Genomic DNA, 18673 nt, shown 5'->3' with positions numbered 1-18673 from the left:
AGAGGAGCCTTTCCCAAAAAGTGTGTAACTGCTTATAATCCAATAACAGGAGAATAAGCAATGACTAACCAAACTGACATTAAAAAACTGGCCGAGCAAATGGCTGGTAGCATGAACAGCTTTGATGACATCAAAGACTTCCAAAAGCAGCTCATGCAGTCCTTTATCGACACTGCTTTAGAGGCTGAGATGGAAAACCATCTCGGCTACCCCAAGCATGAAAAGGCGGATAAACCTAACAAGCGCAACGGGCACAGTAAAAAGAGAGTTCGCAGTGATAGCGGAGAGCTTGAGATATCCACCCCAAGAGACCGCGGTGGCAGCTTTGAGCCCGTGCTAGTCAGTAAGCATCAAAGTCGTATTACTGGTCTTGACGATAAAATCATATTCTTTTACGCCAAAGGTCAAACGACGACTGAGATTGTCGATACCATCAAAGAGCTTTACGATGTCGACATATCAAGCACACTGGTTTTAAGGGTTACTGACAACATCATAGACGACATCACCGCTTGGCAGAACCGGCCACTCAGCAGTATCTATCCTATTGTCTACTTAGACTGCATCGTCGTTAAGATACGGCAAGACAAGCAAATCATAAACAAAGCTATTTATCTGGCTTTAGGCGTTAATCTTAACGGTAAAAAAGAGCTGCTTGGCATGTGGCTATCAGAGAACGAAGGCGCTAAGTTCTGGCTTAGTGTGCTCACTGAGCTACAAAACCGAGGGGTACAGGATATTCTAATTGCCTGTGTGGATGGTTTAAAAGGCTTTCCTGATGCCATCAACACCGTCTATCCTAAAGCACAGGTTCAGCTGTGTATCGTACACATGGTGCGTTACTCAATGAAGTTTGTGCCATGGATGAATAAGAAGGCAGTAGCTGCTGACTTAAAGGCTGTTTATGGCGCCGATACGCTTGAGCTTGCAGAGGCCAACCTTGAGAGATTCGATGAGACATGGGGTGATGAGTATCCGCATGTGGTCAAGTCCTGGCGTAGCAACTGGGAGGGGCTCACAGTATTCTTTAATTATCCTAAAGATATTAGAAAAGCTATATATACCACGAATGCTATTGAGTCTCTAAACAGCGTGATTCGTACGGCGGTGAATAAGCGTAAGGTGTTCCCATCCGATCAGGCAGCGTTTAAAGTGGTGTACTTAGCAACCCAGCAAGCATCCAAAAAGTGATCTATGCCGATTCGTAACTGGACGGCTGCTCTTAATCGCTTTATGATTATGTTTGATGATCGTATCAGCAGGCATTTAACCTAAATGGCAGTTACACAGAATCTGGGATGGTCTCGTCTAGAGGGAACTACTTGCAATAAGGGTTGGCTATTTAAATAGTAGATGGAGCTACAAATTTATTTTTTTAGCAAGAATAATCATGAGCAGTATCTATTAGGTTTAATTAAAGAGTGATTCAAATGATTCCTGTAACTAAAGCTTATCTACCCAATAAAGATAAATACCAATCGTACGTAGATCGTATTTTTGCAAGTGGCTGGTTAACCAACAACGGTAGCTTACTTCAAGAGTTAGAGCAAAGGCTGGCAGAATATCTTGGTGTAAAAAATATAATTTTAGTGGCAAATGGCTCATTGGCACTACAACTTGCTTATAAAGCTTTAGAGCTGAAAGGTGAAGTGATCACCACGCCATTTAGCTTTGCAGCTACCACCAGCACCTTGGCTTGGGAAGGCTTAACACCTATCTTTGCTGATATAGATCCAAACAGCTTTAATATCGATCCAGTAAAGATAGAAGCGCAAATAACGGCCAACACCAGCGCTATTGTGCCTGTGCATGTATTTGGTAATCCGTGTGAGGTTGAAGCTATTCAGGCAATTGCAGACAAGCACAACCTAAAAGTAATTTATGATGCTGCTCATGCTTTTGGCTCAGAATATAAAGGGCAAAGCGTATTGAACTTTGGTGATATCAGCACCTTAAGTTTTCATGCGACCAAACTGTTCCATACCATTGAAGGTGGTGCAGTGATTACCAACGATGATGAGTTAGCTAAAAAAATTCGACTATTAATAAATTTTGGTATCAGTAGTCCAACCACTATCACGTCAGTTGGAACTAACGCCAAGATGAACGAGTTTGAAGCGGCGATGGGCTTGTGTGTACTCGATGAGATAGAAACTATTAAGCAGCAGCGCGCGGATATTTGGCAAATATATACTGAAGAATTGGCAGGTTTATTTCAGTTTCAGCAGTGGAATGAGAATGGACAGAATAATCATGCTTATGCTCCTGTACTTTTTGAAAGCGAAGAGCAATTACTTAAAGTTGAAGTTCAGTTAAAAGAAAATAACATATTAGCTAGACGGTATTTTTATCCAAGTCTAGATACTCTTGATTATTTGAAAACGAAGCAAGTGTGTAAATACTCTAGAGATATTGCAAGCCGAATACTTTGTTTACCTATTTATCCAAACCTCACTATTGAATCTGTAAAAAAAGTGATTCATTTAATTAAGAGTAACTGATATGGCATTTCTGACAGCAGATAAAATAAATGAAATGGGGTTTAAGCACGTAGGTAAAAACTGCTTACTTTCTGATAAAGCGTCTTATTATAATTGTAAGAATATAACTATTGGTAATAACACCCGTATTGATGATTTTGCCGTACTATCCGCTGGCGAAGGTGGTATTGAAATCGGCAGCTATATTCATATTGCTGTTTACTCTTCTTTAATTGGTGCGGGTAAAATTATCTTAAAAGATTTTTGTAATATATCATCAAGAGTCTGTATATATAGTAGTAATGATGATTATAGTGGCGAGTATATGACTAACCCCATGGTACCTAGTCAATATACTAATGTAACAAGTTCAGACGTTATCATTGAAGAGCATGTAATTGTTGGATCAGGATCTATAATTCTACCTGGTGTTATATTAGAACAAGGTGTAGCAATTGGCGCATTAAGTTTAGTAACAAAGAGTTGTAGTGAGTTCGGGGTTTATATCGGTACTCCTGCAAAAAAAATTAAGGAAAGGAAACGAGATTTATTATCATTAGAGAAGAACATATTATATTAGGCTTCTATTATTTGTAGAAGCAATTTTTTATATCATTAATTAAAAAAACATAATAAGATGTATTCTTAAGATTAATATATATTACTTTTAATAATTACTTGATAAATAACTCTTTATAGAAAATAAAAATTTATTTTTTAAGTAAACTGTAGTTCTAGTATTAAATAAAATTTACATAATTAATGCATATGAGATAAATTATAGTAAGTATAGATATATGCTTGGCTAGAAATCTAGCACTTACAGTTAAATTGGCTCTAGTATATTGTTATATATGCTAGGAAATACCTTGCTAGCATTATGGCTCTTCTCTACTATTTACAGTATGTAAAGAATAATTTGAAATATTACCTTATGTGTATAGTCGACCCATTTTAAAAATAATACCGTGTTGCTGGAATAATTTTTTTAGCATCGAGCTACGCAAGTAGCAATAAGCTAGAAAAATTTATGCCAGTAGGACTTGGTTGTAAACGTATCTGTTTCATTTTAAACTGACTATAAGATGGAAGTGTTATCATATTAATTCCTACTATAATTTAAGTATCGACACATTATATTGTAAGGGAAGTAGGGCGAGTTTAATTTTTTACTCAGTCAGTGTATTTATTGTGATCCTGAGTTTAACTAGACTCTTAAACATGTCTAAAGTAAGGTTTCTAAAAAATATTATGAGTAAATTTGAAAATGATATCCAAGTCTCTGTATGTGTTACAACTTATAATCAAGAAGGGTATATTAGAGAATGTTTAGAGAGTTTAGTAACGCAGATAACTAATTTCAAATTTGAAATTATCATTGGTGAAGATTGCTCTACTGACAACACGCGCCATATTGTTCAAGAATATGTAGAAAAATATCCTGATTTAATAGTTCCTATTTTTCATCTTAAAAACATAGGTCCAATTAAAAATCTTAAGCAGGTATACTTGCAGGCAAAAGGAAAATATATTGCCCATGTAGATGGTGATGATATGGCGTGTTCAGGCAAGTTGCAAAAGCAATTTGATGTATTAGAGGCTCATCCAGAAGCAATTATTTGCAGCCATAATATGATAGAGATATTAGACAATACTATTGTTAAAAAAGATTCATGGAGTCATCCTGCAGGCGAATATAATCTTGTAGATCTAATAAAAAAACTTCCTTTTTTTGCACATTCTTCAAAATTATTTAGGGTGATAGATAATAAAGACTTGTGTTCTCTTTTGAACGATCCTCATGTTTTAGACCTTGAATTACATTTATACCAAGCTTCTATGGGTTCGATTATACATTTAGAAGAGAATCTTGGCTACTATAGAGCTGAAGTTGGCATTTCTGCTATTAAAAATGATAAGTTAAACTATAATATGATAAAGAGAGTTCTAATGATTTATGAAAAATTGTTAGTTGCCTATCCAGATATAAACCATGAAATTAGAAGGTCTTATGCTATGTCTTTATTAAGTATGGCTAATAGGTCCGCTGTTTTTGAACCTAATGGTAAAAAAATGAAAGAATATGCTATTAGATCCGTAAAACAAGATCTTTTTTCAAGTAAACAAGTTCTAATGGTTTTATTATGTCTCTCACCTAATTTAGGTGCTTCAATTCTAAAGTATAGGTATAAGTTAAGAAAAACTAAAGCACATAAAAATAAGAATAGTTAAAAAATTAATTATGATATTAAATAATTTTAGTATTAAAGATAGCTGAAAACAACAGATTGTTATAAATATTTCTCTACTTAAGGCCATATATGAAACTGTGTTTTATAGTAAATCAAATGTATAAATCTGGTGGCATCGAGAAAGCCTTAACCTCCAGACTTAAAGAATTAAGTAGTTTTTATGAAATATATCTTATAACTCTGGAGAATGGAAACAGAGACTTTTATTTTGGTAGGATTGAAAACATAATACATTTAGACCTAGATTTAAATTTTAATAGGAAGAGTAACGGTGGTTTTAAGCTAAACTTTGGTAATATATCTAAGAGCTTATCTAGTTATTTAAAACTACAGAAAGTGTTAATTAAAATAAGGCCAGACTTTACGATAAATGTAGTAGGCGTGCATAGTTTCTATTTTTTATCATATATAGGATTTACAGGAAAGACAATATTAGAATATCATTCAAGTTTATATGAAAATCCACCAAGTAATTTTAAAAAATATATAACTAATAAATTTGATTACCATGTATTTTTAAATAAGGAGGAGTGTAATATAGCGAGCTTTATAAATAAAAATAAGTATATTATACCTAACCCAGCTCAAATTAATAATATAGAAAAGAAGCCATACTCTAATAAAAGCAAGCGTATCATAGCAGCAGGAAGAATAGTAGATGTAAAAGGATTTGATCGTTTAGTTAAGGCATGGGAAATAATCTATAAAGAATTTCCAGATTGGATAGTAGAAGTTTATGGTGAACCTGATTTAGTGGTATTAAATAAAATCCAAAAAATGATCTATTACTATAGATTGGAAAATAGTTTTTTTATTAAAGGGGCTGATACAAGTATTTTAGATATTATAAATGATTCAAAAATCTATGCAATGACATCACATTTTGAAAGTTTCTCGATTGTTGTTTTAGAAGCTATTTCTTTAGGGACCTTAGTTATAGCATTTGACTGCCCCACGGGACCACGCAATATCATTGATAAAGAGTCTGGTTATTTGATAGAAAATGATGATATAGAGCTTTATGCACAAGCTCTTAAAGAGGCGATTTTAAATGAAAGTAATTCTGAGATACTAGCAAATAATGGATATAAGAAAAGCCAAGTTTTTTCACTAGATAAAATTATAGAAAAATGGAAAAATTTATTTTCTAATAAAATATAGTATTTATTTAAGGACACGTTGAATGAAGATTCTTTATGTTATTACAGGGCTAGCACAAGGAGGAGCTGAACGTGTAGTTTGTGATTTAGCTGATAAGATGTATGAAAAAGGTTATGAAGTAAAAATAGCTTACCTAACAGGTAATGTTTTAACTCACCCTTCACACGAAGAGATTGAGCTAATTAAAGTTAACTTAAACAATATTGGCACATTAGTACCAGCATATATTAAATTAGCGAAAATAGTTAGAGATTATCAGCCAGATGTCGTTCATGCGCATATGGTGCATGCCAATCTATTGTCACGATTAGTTAGATTAATATCACCTATAGATAGACTCATTACTACTGCTCATAATAGTAATGAGGGTGGGCGTGCACGAATGATTTTATATAGAGCAACTCATCGCTTGGCGGATACTACGACTAACGTAAGTAAAGAAGCTGTTTTAGCTTTTGAAAATATAGGTGCTGTCCCTAAAGGTGGCATGAAACATATATATAATGGAATTAATTTAGATAAATTTCAATTTTCTAAAAATTCCAGGTCAAATTTATATAAAGAGCTAAGTCTTAGTGAAAATTATAAAATAATTTTAGCAGTTGGACGATTTAACGATCAAAAAGATTATCCTAGCTTATTGAAAGCTATTGGTTTATTTAAGAAAGAAGGTTCATTTCCCTTTAAGTTAATAATAGCAGGGGATGGTGAACTAAGAACAACATTAGAGCAGAAAATTAAAGAACTAAACTTAGAACAAGATGTTATTTTATTAGGCAGAAGAAATGATATACCTGAGCTTATTAGTGCTGCAGATTTGTTCGTACTTTCTTCTAAGTATGAAGGTTTTGGTTTAGTTGTTGCAGAAGCAATGGCGTGTGAATGTTTGGTTGTAGCAACAGATTCTGGTGGTGTAGCTGAGGTTTTAAATAATTCAGAATTCTTGGTTCCACCATGTGATCCGCTAGCTTTATCAAATAAAATATATTATGCCTTGAGTATAAATAAAAAGTTAAAAGAAAGTATTATTAAAAAAAATATGCAACATGTTCATAAGAGTTTTTCTTTAGATAATATTATCAACGAGTGGATTTTTTTATATAATGAGAAGTAATAGTTCTTTCCTCAATAGAATTCCCAACTCAACAATATTGATGTCAATATTAATATTAATATCTTTTAAAATAATTATCTTTTTATTAATAAAGAATAATGTCATTAATTTTAGCTTGGGTGGAGGGAGTGACGCAGGTTATTATGACGCATATGCTGAGGGATACATCAATGTATCCGTAAATATTTGGGCAGTAATATTAAGAGCTCTTAATGATTATAATTTATATTCACGCGAAGGTATTTCTTATATTTTTTTCTTACTAAATGTATTCGTTATCCCTATTTTGGCTATAAGTACATCAGGTATAAGCTACAAGCATAATCAAAAAAATTATCTTTACATGTTTCTATTGTGTTCTATTTACCCAACACTATTTTATTATACATTTGATATTTATCGTGATGTTTTCATGGTTTTTATCTTTTTGATTGGCTGTTTAGTGGTTAGGTTTTTTTTAAATACTAATAAGGTTTTATCATCAGTATTTTATTTATCTATTTCTATTATGATAGGCTTGTTTCTAATAGACTTACGGCCTTATTTAGGCTATACATTCCTGATATCTCTCTTTCTATGGAAAATAAGGTTCACTAAAAAACGTCTCATATTTTATTCGTTACTATACCTACTGATTCTGTTTGTTGCAAACTATGTAGGTATACTAGATGGTCTTACTGAATATCGTTCAGGTTTTGAATTATCTGATGGTGGGTCTACATTAGGTCTAACATTTTCTAATCCTTTAATGTTTATACCTAATTTGATTTTGAGTGCTCTAGGTCAGCTTTTAGGCTTGTACATTACTAATCCAATTGCTGTTGGCATACTATTGCTTGAGTCTTTTCCATTTATTTTTATGTCTATTTATATCATAAAAAACATAAGACTAGCGGACGAATTTTCTAGATTTCTAATTATATTTTTTGTTCTTTATGCTAGCGTTTGGTTGATTGGTAATGATAACTTAGGAACAGCACTTCGTCTGAGATTCTACAATTATCTTTCAGTTTATATCTGTTTTTTCCATATCTTAAAACTTAAAAAATTATCTTTAGTAACAGCATAGGTTATTCTTAATGAAGATTGTTCTTATTGGTACTGTAGCTGGCAGCTTGCTAGGTTTTCGGGCAGATTTAATTAAACAGCTTCTACTCCAAGAGCATCAAGTGTATGCTTTTACATCTGAATACACTCAAGATGATCTTAAAAAAATAGAAGCACTAGGTGCTATTCCTGTAACCTATGATCTGAATCGTGGAGGTTTAAACCCACTATCAGACATTAGAGCAACCTACTTACTATCAAAGAAAATTAAAGCAATAGCTCCAAACTTAGTCTTTTCTTACTTTGCCAAACCAGTAATTTTTGGAACTTTAGCAGCTAAAATAGCTAAGGTTCCTACTGTAATAGGTATGTTAGAAGGGTTAGGTTACACCTTTACGGAACAGCCAGAAGGGCTGAGTAAAAAGACGCAGCTTATTAAAAGCGTGCAGGTATTATTATATAAAGTCGCTTTGCCGCAACTGGATAAGATTGTTTTTCTAAATCCTGACGATCCTAAAGACTTATTGGAGGAGTATTCAATAGAAGTCAAACAAGTAGAAGTATTAGGAGGAATTGGCTTGAATTTAGAAGATTATCCTTATTCGAGCATTTATCCTGAGCAGCCAACCTTTATCTTTATAGCAAGACTACTAGCTGAAAAGGGTATCCACGATTATATTGCCGCTGCTAAAGTAGTAAAAGGTAGTTATCCTGAGACTAAATTTATTGTATTAGGTGCTATAGGTAAAGAAGCATTAGGAGCATTGACAGAAGCAGAGCTTCGAGAGATTACAGAAGCTAATATTGTAGAGTATCCGGGACATGTCGATAACGTTCCAGAATGGATAGCAAAGTCTAGTGTTTTTGTCCTACCTTCTTACTATCGTGAAGGCGTACCACGTAGCACTCAAGAAGCTATGGCTATCGGACGTGCTGTTATCACTACCGATGTACCGGGCTGTCGCGAAACTGTCGTCGATGGGGTAAATGGCTTTTTAGTTGAAAAGTGGAATCCGCAAGCTCTAGCTGACAAGATGATCTACTTTATAGAACATCCAGGGCAAATTGAAAAAATGGGCTATGAAAGCTATAAAATAGCTCAAGAGAAATTTGACGCTGATAAAGTAAATAAACGACTATTAGATATTTTAGGTTTATAAATGATAAAACGTTTTTTTGATATTACTGCTGCAAGCACAGCACTTTTGATTTTGTCTCCAGTATATGCCTTAACTGCCTATAAAGTTAAGAAAAATCTTGGTTCACCAGTTCTTTTTCGTCAGACTCGTCCCGGTCAGAATGGTAAACCTTTTGAGATGATTAAGTTTCGTTCTATGACAGATGCGATAGACAATGATGGTAACTTTCTACCTAACAACGAGCGACTCACAGCATTTGGGAAGATGTTACGAGCTACTAGTCTTGATGAATTACCTGAGCTATGGAATGTCATCAAAGGCGATATGAGCCTAGTCGGTCCGCGTCCGTTATTGATGGAATATCTACCGCTATATAGTGCTGAGCAACACCGTCGTCATCAGTTGCGTCCAGGTATTACTGGCTATGCGCAAGTTAATGGTCGCAATGCTATCGCTTGGGATCAAAAGTTTAAGCTCGATGTTTGGTATGTTGACAACCAGTCGCTATGGCTAGATATTAAAATATTATTTAAAACAGTAAAGAAAGTAGTCATTAAAGAAGATATAAATGCTGACAATGACACTACTATGAGTAAATTTACCGGTAATCAAGAATGAGAAAAAAATGCAGCAGTTAATTGGTATATACGGAGCAAGCGGATTCGGCAAACAAGTTATGCCTTTGGTAAAAAAGCAATACCCAAATTTAGATAAAAAATGTTTTGTATTTATTGATGATGGCATGAATTTAACAGAGCTAAATGGATATCAAGTACTAACTTATAAAAATTTTTTAAAGTCTCCCCATATAGATAAGAAAGTAACGATAGCTATTGCTAATGGTAAAGTTCGCGAGCTACTTGCAAAAAAATTAATCCAAGATAATATTAAAAATATTGCAGTTAACTCTGAGTCAGTCATTGTCTTAGATACGGATACTATAGAGCTGGCAGAAGGTAGTATTTTATGTAGTAATGTTTGCTTAAAAGTTAATATTAAAATTGGTAAATTTTTTCATGCTAATACCTATAGTTATGTTTCCCATGACTGTGTAATCGGTGATTATGTGACTTTTGCACCTCGGGTAAGCTGTAATGGAAACGTTCATATCCATGACCATGCCTACATTGGTACTGGTGCTATTATTAAGCAGGGTACACCGGATAAACCATTGATCATCGGTGCAGGCGCTATTGTCGGTATGGGAGCTGTCGTAACCAAAGACGTGCCAGCCGGTGCAGTAGTGGTTGGTAATCCTGCCCGTCTTTTGCATAAATTATAGCTATTAACCCTAGCTATTAATAACTATCAACCATAACCATTATTAACTATTGAGGTAACTATGCTAAACACTCAATTTGCACCATGGCCAAGCTTTACCCAGCAAGAGGCTGATGCGGTTAGCCAAGTGGTTTTATCTAATAAAGTAAATTATTGGACTGGGCAAGAGTGCCGTCAGTTTGAAAAAGAATTTGCTACTTGGGCAGATAGCAGCTATGCGGTAGCGATGGGCAACGGTACTTTAGCCTTAGATGTGGCCTTGCAAGCACTCGGTATTGGCGCTGGTGATGAAGTCATCGTCACCCCACGTACCTTTATCGCCAGTATCTCCTGTGTGGTCAATGCTGGTGCCATTCCTATCTTTGCTGATGTCGATCAAGCTACCGGTAATATCACCGTTGAGACTATTAGTGCAGTATTAACACCGAAGACCCGCGCTATTATCTGTGTGCATTTGGCTGGCTGGCCTTGTGATATGGATGGCATTATGGCTTTAGCTGAGCAGCATGACCTTTATGTGATTGAAGACTGTGCGCAGGCGCATGGTGCCAAGTATAAAGGCCGTAGTGTCGGTAGTATCGGTCATATTGGCGCTTGGAGCTTTTGCCAAGATAAGATTATGACCACTGGTGGTGAGGGTGGGATGGTCACTACCAATGATGAGCAGCTATGGCGCAAGATGTGGGCTTATAAAGACCATGGCAAGAGCTATGCTGCGGTCTATGAGAAGGATCATCCACCAGGCTATCGCTGGCTACATGAGAGCTTTGGCACTAATTGGCGCATGCTAGAGATGCAAGCCGTCATCGGTCGTATTCAGCTAACACGCATGGCCGATTGGACGGTTAAGCGTACAGCTAATGCCCATGCAATCCTGCAAGCTTGTGATAGTTGGGCTGCTAAAGGTTATCTGTCCGTACCTAGACTAGAGAATACGCTAGCATTTGCTGACTGCACGCATGCTTATTATAAGCTCTACGTCTATGTACAGCCTGCGAATTTACCTGAAGGCTGGTCACGAGATCGGATTATTGCTGAGATTAATGCGCTGAATGTACCGTGCTTCTCCGGCTCTGCATCGGAAGTTTATTTAGAAAAAGCTTTTGACCATACTGGCTTGCGTCCAGAGCCAGGATTACCGATGGCGAAGCAGTTGGGTGAGACCAGTTTAATGTTCTTAGTGCATCCGACCTTAACTGCGGACGAGATTGCCCAAACTGTCGCTGCTATTGATAGCGTATTTACTGAGATGGCTAGCGTAGATAATAAATATATTTGATTCACTTTATAAATGATATCAGTGGCATGTTGCTATAAACGTGTCTATTTTATTTTGAACTGACTATAGTCATTGCACTACAAAAGAGTTATTTTTTGGATGAATATCATAAAACAATTTAGATAAGTCATTTTCCATCCAGCCTTGGCGTAGAAACTTCACTTGAGCCCACTTCTTCTCGATAGGGTTCAGATTAGGGCTGTAGGGTGGCAGCCATAGAATACGATGGCCATGTCTATTCAGTAGTTTTTGAATACGCTTATTTTTATGAAAGGCAGCGTTATCCATGACAATCACACATTTTTTCTTAAGCTTTGGTATCAGCGTGAACTTGCACCAGTGATAGAAAACCTCTTTATTGATTTTGGTCTTTAAGCAATCGAGTGCAAACAGCATTTTGCCATAGAGCGCACCAATGACATTGGTTCTATCTTTAGCTTGCCAGTTATAACCGTCAATGCAAGGGCTACCAATAGGCGCGTAACCATAACGGCGTATCGTCTCACTTTCAAAGCCACTCTCATCCATGTAGACAATAGCAAAGCCCTGAGCTATGTAGTGGTTAAGCTTGGTCAGATAAGTCGCTCTTCTCACAGGACAAGCTTTGGGATGCTCAAGTGTCTTTTTTTTGCTAATACCAATACGCTTTAAGGCTTTACTAATGCCTGTTGGACTGCAATTAAAACGCCGGGCTCGCTCATAGTGATAATCGTCAGGGTGGTTTTTGACGTCTTGAGCTAAGGCTTCATCCTCTATTTTGTAGTTCTTGATGTCTCGAGTGGTTTTACTGTGGAGACGCTTTTTCCACTTCTGGATGGTCGTTGGACTGATATCATAGAAAATAGCAGCTTCGGCAAAAGTCATGCCCTCATCTAAGCTTTTAAGAACTTGTTTGCAGTAATCTAGGGAGTAAGTCATGGTTATTTATACTGATAATCGTTTAATTGATTTATTTTATAACATTTTTGAAGTCATCTGACTATATTATATCTTTAGTATCTAAAACTAGAATTAAGATAAAACTACTATTACTAGTGAAGTTTTCTATTAGTTACTTCATAATAGGTAACTTTATATATAGATGAATGAGGTGGTCAATTTGAAAATTTTAATGGTTGTTAGTGATCTTAATAATGGCGCTGGCATTGAGCGAGTCTGTTCTATGCTTGCTAATGGTTTATCTGAATCTGGTTATAAGATAGTGTTAGCAACTATTACACCTAGTGAAAGACCTTTTTTTCCTCTAAATAAAAATATACAAATAATTTCATTATCGAGCTTACTAAGCTGCAGGTTATGTCGTATTCCCAATACTATTTATCAGATAAGAAAACTGTTGAAAAAAGAGCGTATTGATACAGTAATAGCAGTAGACACATTGTGTGCTATGTTTACTGTACCAGCGACTTTAGGCTTGCCAATGAACCATATAGCTTGGGAGCATTTTAATTTTAAAAATAATTTAGGGCAAAGAAAAAGATCAATAGCCAGAAAATTGGCTGCACGATATTGTGACTCAATTGTTACTTTAACTGAAAGAGATAAGAAATACTGGTTAGAAGATACTCATCATAAATCGCAGATAACTGTAATAGCTAATCCTTGTCCATTCCCAGTGCAAAAGTACATCAGAGAAGAAAATACAAAAATAGTATTGGCTGTCGGTCGTTTAGCTTCTCTAAAAGGCTTTGATATGTTACTTGAAGCTTGGATTCAGGTGAGTAAAAATATGCCCGACTGGACGTTAAAAATAGTTGGAGAGGGTGAGGATAGAGCGAAGTTAACTGATTTTATTATAAAAAATAAATTAACTGATAGTGTAGAGTTAATTGGTAATACTGATGATGTAAGTCAGTATTATAAAGAAGCTGAGATATTTTGTTTAAGCTCTCGTTTCGAAGGTTTCCCAATGGTTTTGCTTGAGACTTTAGCCTTTGGTTTACCTGTAGTTAGTTTTAATTGCGATACTGGTCCTTCAGAGATATTAGAAGGTACAGGCTCTATTTTAGTTCCTGAAAATGATGTTAATAAACTCGCTTTATCTTTAACTGAATTGATGAATTGTCAAAAAACTCGGCTAATGATTAACTTAAAGAGTAAAGAGAAAGCTAAGCTTTATCAACCTGAAAACATAATTGACCAATGGATAGCTCTACTTGAAAGCTTTAAATAATTACAATATTTAAAATATCCGAGCCTTTCCCAAACTTTGTGTCACTGCTTATAATCCACTAACCGGAGAATAAGTAATGACTACTCAATCTGACATTAAAAAACTGGCCGAGCAAATGGCTGGTATAGTCAATTCAAAATAAAAGTGTTATGGCGAGGATTAAGATCATAAAACAGTTTAGTTAAATCGTTTTCCATCCAGCCTTGACGTAGAAACTTCGCTTGTGCCCATTTCTTCTCGATAGGATTCAAGTCAGGACTATAAGGGGGTAGAAATAAAAGCCTGTGGCCATGCCTATTAAGTAGTCTTTGAACGCGTTTATGAAAGCTGGCGTTATCCATGACAATCACGCATTTTTTCTTAAGTTTTGGTATTAGTGTATATTTGCACCAGTCATAAAATATATCACCATTGATATTTGTTTCTAAGCAATCAAGCGCAAACATCACTTTGCCATATAAAGCACCAATAACATTGGTTCGCTTTTTAGCTTGCCAGTTATAGCTGTCGATACAAGGCGTGCCAATGGGAGCATAACCATAAGGGCGCAGGGTCTCATGCTCAAAGCCACTCTCATCCATGTATACAATAGGAAAGCCTTGTTCGATGTAGTTGTTAAGCTTACTTAGATAGTCAGCTCTTTTTACTGGGCATGCTTTAGGATGCTCTAGGGTCTTTTTTTTACTAATCTTCAGCCTTTTTAGAGCGTGATAAATGCCCGTTTTGCTACAGTTTAATCGACGGGCTCGCTCATACTGGTAATCATCAGGATGTTCTTTGACATCAGTGAGTAGAACGTCATCCATTATTTTATGAGGCTTAGTTTGCCTTGTTGCTTTGCTATGGACACGTCTCTTCCAGTTTTGTATGGTGGTTGGGCTAAGATCGTAGAACTAAACTGCTTGAGCATAAGTCATACCGTCATCCAGACTTTTGAGTACTTGTTTGCGAAAATCTAGTGAATAAGTCATGGCTATTTATAATAATAATGGTTTAGTTGATTTATTTTATAACATTTTTAAAAGAGCTTGGCTATAGGTAATAATATCAGCTAATAGTTATTTTATCAAAAAGCGCCGTAAAACCACGTCACTTCTAGGGCGTGGATATCAGGCGTCAGCCATTGTCGTCTAATCTTGAAACCACCTTGTTAACCAAACCCATTGAGATCATAATTACCCTATGAAGACCCTCAAATTACGCATCAAAGACAAACACGCTAATCAGCTAAATATCTTGGCTGGGTCGGTTAACTTTGTCTGGAATTACGTCAATGAGTTGAGTTTCAAGCACTTACAACGCACTGGTAAATTCTTCTCAGCCTATGACTTGGCAGCTTACACCAAAGGCAGTGGCGAGTATTTAAACCTACATAGCCAAACATTGCAAGCTGTCGCTGAAACCCATGCTAAAGCTCGTAAACAGTTCAAAAAAGCCAAGCTAAAATGGCGTACTAATAACCCTAAATCAAGTCGTAAAAATCTTGGTTGGATTCCCTTTAAGAAAACCGCAATTAAGCATTTAGCGACCCGTCAATCAGGTAAAAAGAGCTTAAAAACCACCCTGCAATTCAGTCTGGCTAAGGGTAAGAAGCTCATTATTGATTTGTGGGACAGCTATAATTTAGCGCTTTACACCATTAACACCTGTGAATTGGTACAGGATTCTCGCGGTCATTGGTACGCCTGTATTACCGTTAAAGAATTTCCAAAAACAGTTTGTGGTGACGGTAAAATTGGTATTGATTTGGGCTGTAAAGATTCAGCAGTCACCAGTGATGGCGATGTACTGACCACTAAGCTGACCCATAAATATGCTGAAAAATTAGCCATTGCGGGGCGCGCTAAGAATAAAAATAGGGTTAAGGCGATTCATGCCAAAATAAAAAACACTCGCCAAGACCTCATTCATAAATTCACCAATAAACTGGTCAAAGCTAACAATCTAATCGTTGTTGGAAAAATAAAATCTAAATCATTTACTTCAACAAATCTAGCCAAATCCGTCTATGACGCTGGTTGGTTTGAAATTAAGCGGCAACTGGATTACAAATGCGCGAACGCAGGTTGCCACTATATTGAAGTTAATGAAGCGTACACCACCCAAACCTGCTCGTGTTGCGGCTCTCGCCAAGACAGTCCGAAAGGTAGAGCGGGTCTTGCTGTAAGAGTGTGGTTCTGTAGTTCTTGTAAAACTACCCATAGCAGAGACGTTAATGGAGCAAAGAACATACTCGCGGTCGGGCTTGACCGTCTTTAGTAGGAATCCCCTTCGCTTTTAGGGAGGGGAGGAAGTCAATAGTTAACAAAAGCCCCGTTGATAAAAGCTCCCATTTATAAAAGTAGATAACCATGTGTAAGAAACTAAAGTATAAAAAATTGAGTGTTTTATTGGGTTTTGGCATGGTGTCTATGCTGGCATCGGCACAAAGTTTATATATGAATGATTTGCGACTCAAAGCAGATATCGATTGGCTCAATAGCCAGGGTGTGACTCAGATAAGTACCAGCACCTGGCCATTAACAGCCAATGAAATTAAGCGTGGACTAAGCACTGTTAATGTAGCAACGCCAGCCCAGCAGCAGGTATTACAGTCGATATATACCAAACTTAAGCAAAATCCTAACTCTCTAGTCCATGCGGATGTAGGCGTGTACCTACAGACCGATCGACAACAGCTGCCACAGACCTTTGCGGATAACCAGCTGGCAGGACAACAAGCCAGCGTGTCCATAGGTCTCAGTGAAGAAAATTTCGAGTTTAATCTGCAAGCAAATCTTAAGAACGATAAGCTGATTGAGGATGGCTCTGATGTGAGCTTTGAAGGCTCGTATATTGCTGGTACAGCTGCCAATCAATGGTTAATCGCCGGGAAGATTCCAGCATGGTGGGGTCCTGGCAACGACGGTAGCCTCATTCGAGGTGATGCCAGTATTCCAGTTACTGGTGTCACCATGCAGCGTGATCAGCAAAGCGCGCCTACCTACCAGTATCTGTCTTGGGTAGGCCCTTGGCAGTATCAGCTCTTTGCCGGTCAGCTTGATGATTATGAGGCGGTACCAGAAACCAAGCTGTTTGGTGCCCGTCTGACTGCCAGTCCATTACCCTGGCTAGAGCTTGGCGCGTCACGTACCTTTATGTGGGGTGGAGAGGGTCGACCAGATAGCTTTAGGTCGTTTGTTGATGCCGTACAAGGAACCAAAGATAATGGCGGTAATGAGAGAGGAGACCCTGCCAATCAGCTGGCTGGTTTTGATGCTCGAGTACAGCTATCATCGCTAATCAATGTGCCAGCTGGGATCTATGGTCAATATGTAGGCGAGGATGAGGCAGGGGGACTACCAGCTAAGAATATGTATCTAGCCGGCGTAGATTATGCCTCTGCTGCTTATGGCAAGCCCTATCAGCTGTATGCTGAATATGCAGATACCCGTACTAGTGGTGAATCAAAAGGAATATCCTATGATCACAGTACCTATACCGATGGTTACTATCAACAAGGCTATCCCCTCGGCCATGCGCTAGGTGGTGATGCTCAAAGTGTCTCAGTCGGTGGTCGATTATGGCTGAATGAACGTAATTTTATTAACGCAAAATTGCAGCACGCTAAAGTAAACCAAGCGGACGAGCCCATCAATCAGGCCTTTCCAACTACTGATAAGCTAACCGCTATTGATGTGGCTTGGGAACATCAGTTACGACCACAAGCGCTAGTAACCACTCGACTTTGGGCCGTAGACTCTGATACCCAGTCAAGTGACATTGGTGCGGGCATAGGCCTAGAGTTTAAAAATTATTGAATTTTGTTCTCAGGCACTTCCAAAATTCTATGCTTGAGTACTTCCAAAATAGGCTCGGTTGAGTTTTCAGCAGATCCTATTTTTTTGTATGAGAACCACTTAAGATACAGCGCCTATTGCAGTCATATAGTTAAAATACCTTAAAAACGATATGGTACTGCTGGTATAAGCTTTTTGCAGCCTCTGTCTGCGTAGGCACAGCAAGCAAGAAAAACTTATACCAGTAGCATGTTAGGTATCGATATTACGTTTCATTGACTATATTGCATTCATATCCGGCATTGGCGGCAGCTGCTCTAAACTCGTTAGCCCAAAAGCATCTAAAAACTGCGGCGTAGTATGTAATAGCGCCGGGCGACCTAAGCTGTCTTTATAACCGTCCTCCATAATCCAACCCTTATCAAACAACTGCCGCAAGATATTACTCGATAGCGTCACCCCGCGTACCTGCTCGATATCACTACGGGTTACCGGCTGCTTATAAGCAACCACACTTAAGGTTTCCAATAATGCTTGGCTGAGACGCTGTTGGCGCTGTGGAAAGACCCGCTGAATGAGTGTGCTATAGCTGTCTGCGACTTGTAAGCGGTAACCACTAGCCGTTTCACTAAGACTGAGTACACCAGTGCTTAAACGCGCTTGTAGCGCTTCTAAGGCTAGTTGTAATTCTTGCGTAGACAAGGATAAGTGTTTTTTAAGATCAGTCGCAGTCAGTGGCGCTTCCGAAGCATGCAGCAGTACTTCTATATGGTGGCTGCTAGTGTGCTGTTCACTATTACTTGGTCTACTGTTACTTGGTTTACTATCACTTGGTTTACTGTTACTTGGTTTACTAGGGTCAACCATTATTATGCTGCTCTCAAAAAAAGGTTAAAAGTTGGTTTAAAACTAATATAGTAGGTGTCTTATAAAAAACTCTATTATAAAGCGGATACTGGGAGCATGGC

At 37.2% G+C, this 18673-nt stretch carries 14 protein-coding genes and 3 pseudogenes; 14 read left to right on the top strand and 3 right to left on the bottom strand.

Going from position 1 to position 18673, the window contains the following annotated elements; all coding sequences use genetic code 11:
- The first annotated feature begins 60 nt into the window (after positions 1-60).
- The 11 genes and pseudogenes from H4W00_RS11410 (at position 61) to H4W00_RS11360 (ending at position 11753) form a co-directional block, all read left to right on the top strand.
- A pseudogene (locus H4W00_RS11410) lies at positions 61-1275 on the top strand (IS256 family transposase).
- A 155-nt stretch (positions 1276-1430) separates the two neighbouring features.
- Positions 1431-2501 carry a DegT/DnrJ/EryC1/StrS family aminotransferase gene (locus H4W00_RS11405; RefSeq protein ID WP_209958337.1) on the top strand — a complete coding sequence of 357 codons (1071 nt, stop codon included), beginning with the start codon at positions 1431-1433 and terminating at the stop codon, positions 2499-2501.
- 1 nt (position 2502) lies between these two features.
- Complete coding sequence (locus H4W00_RS11400; protein WP_209958334.1) at positions 2503-3060, top strand: acyltransferase; 558 nt, start codon at positions 2503-2505, stop codon at positions 3058-3060.
- 671 nt (positions 3061-3731) lie between these two features.
- Positions 3732-4712, top strand: coding sequence for a glycosyltransferase family 2 protein (locus H4W00_RS11395; RefSeq protein ID WP_209958332.1), 981 nt, complete (start codon positions 3732-3734; stop codon positions 4710-4712).
- Positions 4713-4828: 116 nt separating this feature from the next.
- Complete coding sequence (locus tag H4W00_RS11390; RefSeq protein ID WP_334684965.1) at positions 4829-5893, top strand: glycosyltransferase; 1065 nt, start codon at positions 4829-4831, stop codon at positions 5891-5893.
- 22 nt (positions 5894-5915) lie between these two features.
- Positions 5916-7007, top strand: a complete 1092-nt coding sequence (locus H4W00_RS11385; protein ID WP_209958326.1) for a glycosyltransferase — start codon at positions 5916-5918, stop codon at positions 7005-7007.
- A complete protein-coding gene (locus H4W00_RS11380; protein WP_209958325.1) occupies positions 6997-8076 on the top strand; it encodes a hypothetical protein in 1080 nt (359 codons plus the stop codon). The genes H4W00_RS11385 and H4W00_RS11380 overlap by 11 nt, the downstream gene beginning before the upstream one ends.
- Before the next feature lie 10 nt (positions 8077-8086).
- The gene (locus H4W00_RS11375; protein WP_209958322.1) at positions 8087-9214 is read left to right on the top strand and encodes a glycosyltransferase family 4 protein; all 1128 of its coding nucleotides are present in this window, start codon (positions 8087-8089) and stop codon (positions 9212-9214) included.
- Complete coding sequence (locus tag H4W00_RS11370) at positions 9215-9811, top strand: sugar transferase (RefSeq protein WP_209958320.1); 597 nt, start codon at positions 9215-9217, stop codon at positions 9809-9811.
- A gap of 7 nt (positions 9812-9818) precedes the next feature.
- On the top strand, positions 9819-10475 hold the full coding sequence (locus H4W00_RS11365) for an acetyltransferase (protein ID WP_209958317.1): 657 nt from the start codon (positions 9819-9821) through the stop codon (positions 10473-10475).
- 60 nt (positions 10476-10535) lie between these two features.
- Positions 10536-11753: a DegT/DnrJ/EryC1/StrS family aminotransferase gene (locus H4W00_RS11360; RefSeq protein ID WP_209958315.1), complete on the top strand. Its 1218-nt coding sequence runs from the start codon at positions 10536-10538 to the stop codon at positions 11751-11753.
- Between the two features lie 69 nt (positions 11754-11822).
- On the opposite strand, the gene H4W00_RS11355 is transcribed toward H4W00_RS11360, so the two are convergent.
- Complete coding sequence (locus H4W00_RS11355) at positions 11823-12671, bottom strand: IS630 family transposase (RefSeq protein ID WP_209958313.1); 849 nt, start codon at positions 12669-12671, stop codon at positions 11823-11825.
- Between the two features lie 181 nt (positions 12672-12852).
- Between H4W00_RS11355 and H4W00_RS11350 the strand changes: the two genes are divergently transcribed.
- Entirely contained in the window at positions 12853-13926 is a 1074-nt protein-coding gene (locus tag H4W00_RS11350; RefSeq protein ID WP_334684964.1) for a glycosyltransferase family 4 protein, read from the top strand.
- A gap of 128 nt (positions 13927-14054) precedes the next feature.
- On the opposite strand, the pseudogene H4W00_RS11345 reads toward H4W00_RS11350, so the two are convergent.
- Positions 14055-14804: pseudogene (locus H4W00_RS11345) on the bottom strand (IS630 family transposase); the annotation flags it as partial.
- Positions 14805-15108: 304 nt separating this feature from the next.
- On the opposite strand from H4W00_RS11345, the pseudogene H4W00_RS11340 reads away from it, so the two are divergent.
- Together H4W00_RS11340 and H4W00_RS11335 are read left to right on the top strand one after the other, a co-directional pair.
- Positions 15109-16265 (top strand): annotated as a pseudogene (locus H4W00_RS11340) (RNA-guided endonuclease InsQ/TnpB family protein).
- Positions 16266-16277: 12 nt separating this feature from the next.
- Positions 16278-17726, top strand: coding sequence for a capsule assembly Wzi family protein (locus H4W00_RS11335; RefSeq protein ID WP_209958307.1), 1449 nt, complete (start codon positions 16278-16280; stop codon positions 17724-17726).
- Positions 17727-17984: 258 nt separating this feature from the next.
- Here H4W00_RS11335 and scpB read toward each other — a convergent pair whose 3' ends face one another.
- Entirely contained in the window at positions 17985-18572 is a 588-nt protein-coding gene (scpB, locus tag H4W00_RS11330; protein ID WP_209958304.1) for an SMC-Scp complex subunit ScpB, read from the bottom strand.
- Positions 18573-18673: the final 101 nt, after the last annotated feature.

This window comes from Psychrobacter sp. PL19 (genome assembly GCF_017875835.1).
Lineage (GTDB): Bacteria > Pseudomonadota > Gammaproteobacteria > Pseudomonadales > Moraxellaceae > Psychrobacter.
The sequence above is the reverse complement of the archived record's forward strand: the minus strand, read 5'-3'. Positions and strand labels throughout refer to the sequence as shown.

Bases quoted from the DNA above. Each gene is read 5' to 3' on its own strand.
- H4W00_RS11405 (WP_209958337.1), top strand. From the start codon at position 1,431: ATGATTCCTGTAACTAAAGCTTATCTACCCAATAAAGATAAATACCAA.
- H4W00_RS11400 (WP_209958334.1), top strand. From the start codon at position 2,503: ATGGCATTTCTGACAGCAGATAAAATAAATGAAATGGGGTTTAAGCAC.
- H4W00_RS11395 (WP_209958332.1), top strand. From the start codon at position 3,732: ATGAGTAAATTTGAAAATGATATCCAAGTCTCTGTATGTGTTACAACT.
- H4W00_RS11390 (WP_334684965.1), top strand. From the start codon at position 4,829: ATGTATAAATCTGGTGGCATCGAGAAAGCCTTAACCTCCAGACTTAAA.
- H4W00_RS11385 (WP_209958326.1), top strand. From the start codon at position 5,916: ATGAAGATTCTTTATGTTATTACAGGGCTAGCACAAGGAGGAGCTGAA.
- H4W00_RS11380 (WP_209958325.1), top strand. From the start codon at position 6,997: ATGAGAAGTAATAGTTCTTTCCTCAATAGAATTCCCAACTCAACAATA.
- H4W00_RS11375 (WP_209958322.1), top strand. From the start codon at position 8,087: ATGAAGATTGTTCTTATTGGTACTGTAGCTGGCAGCTTGCTAGGTTTT.
- H4W00_RS11370 (WP_209958320.1), top strand. From the start codon at position 9,215: ATGATAAAACGTTTTTTTGATATTACTGCTGCAAGCACAGCACTTTTG.
- H4W00_RS11365 (WP_209958317.1), top strand. From the start codon at position 9,819: ATGCAGCAGTTAATTGGTATATACGGAGCAAGCGGATTCGGCAAACAA.
- H4W00_RS11360 (WP_209958315.1), top strand. From the start codon at position 10,536: ATGCTAAACACTCAATTTGCACCATGGCCAAGCTTTACCCAGCAAGAG.
- H4W00_RS11355 (WP_209958313.1), bottom strand. From the start codon at position 12,671: ATGACTTACTCCCTAGATTACTGCAAACAAGTTCTTAAAAGCTTAGAT.
- H4W00_RS11335 (WP_209958307.1), top strand. From the start codon at position 16,278: ATGTGTAAGAAACTAAAGTATAAAAAATTGAGTGTTTTATTGGGTTTT.
- scpB (WP_209958304.1), bottom strand. From the start codon at position 18,572: ATGGTTGACCCTAGTAAACCAAGTAACAGTAAACCAAGTGATAGTAAA.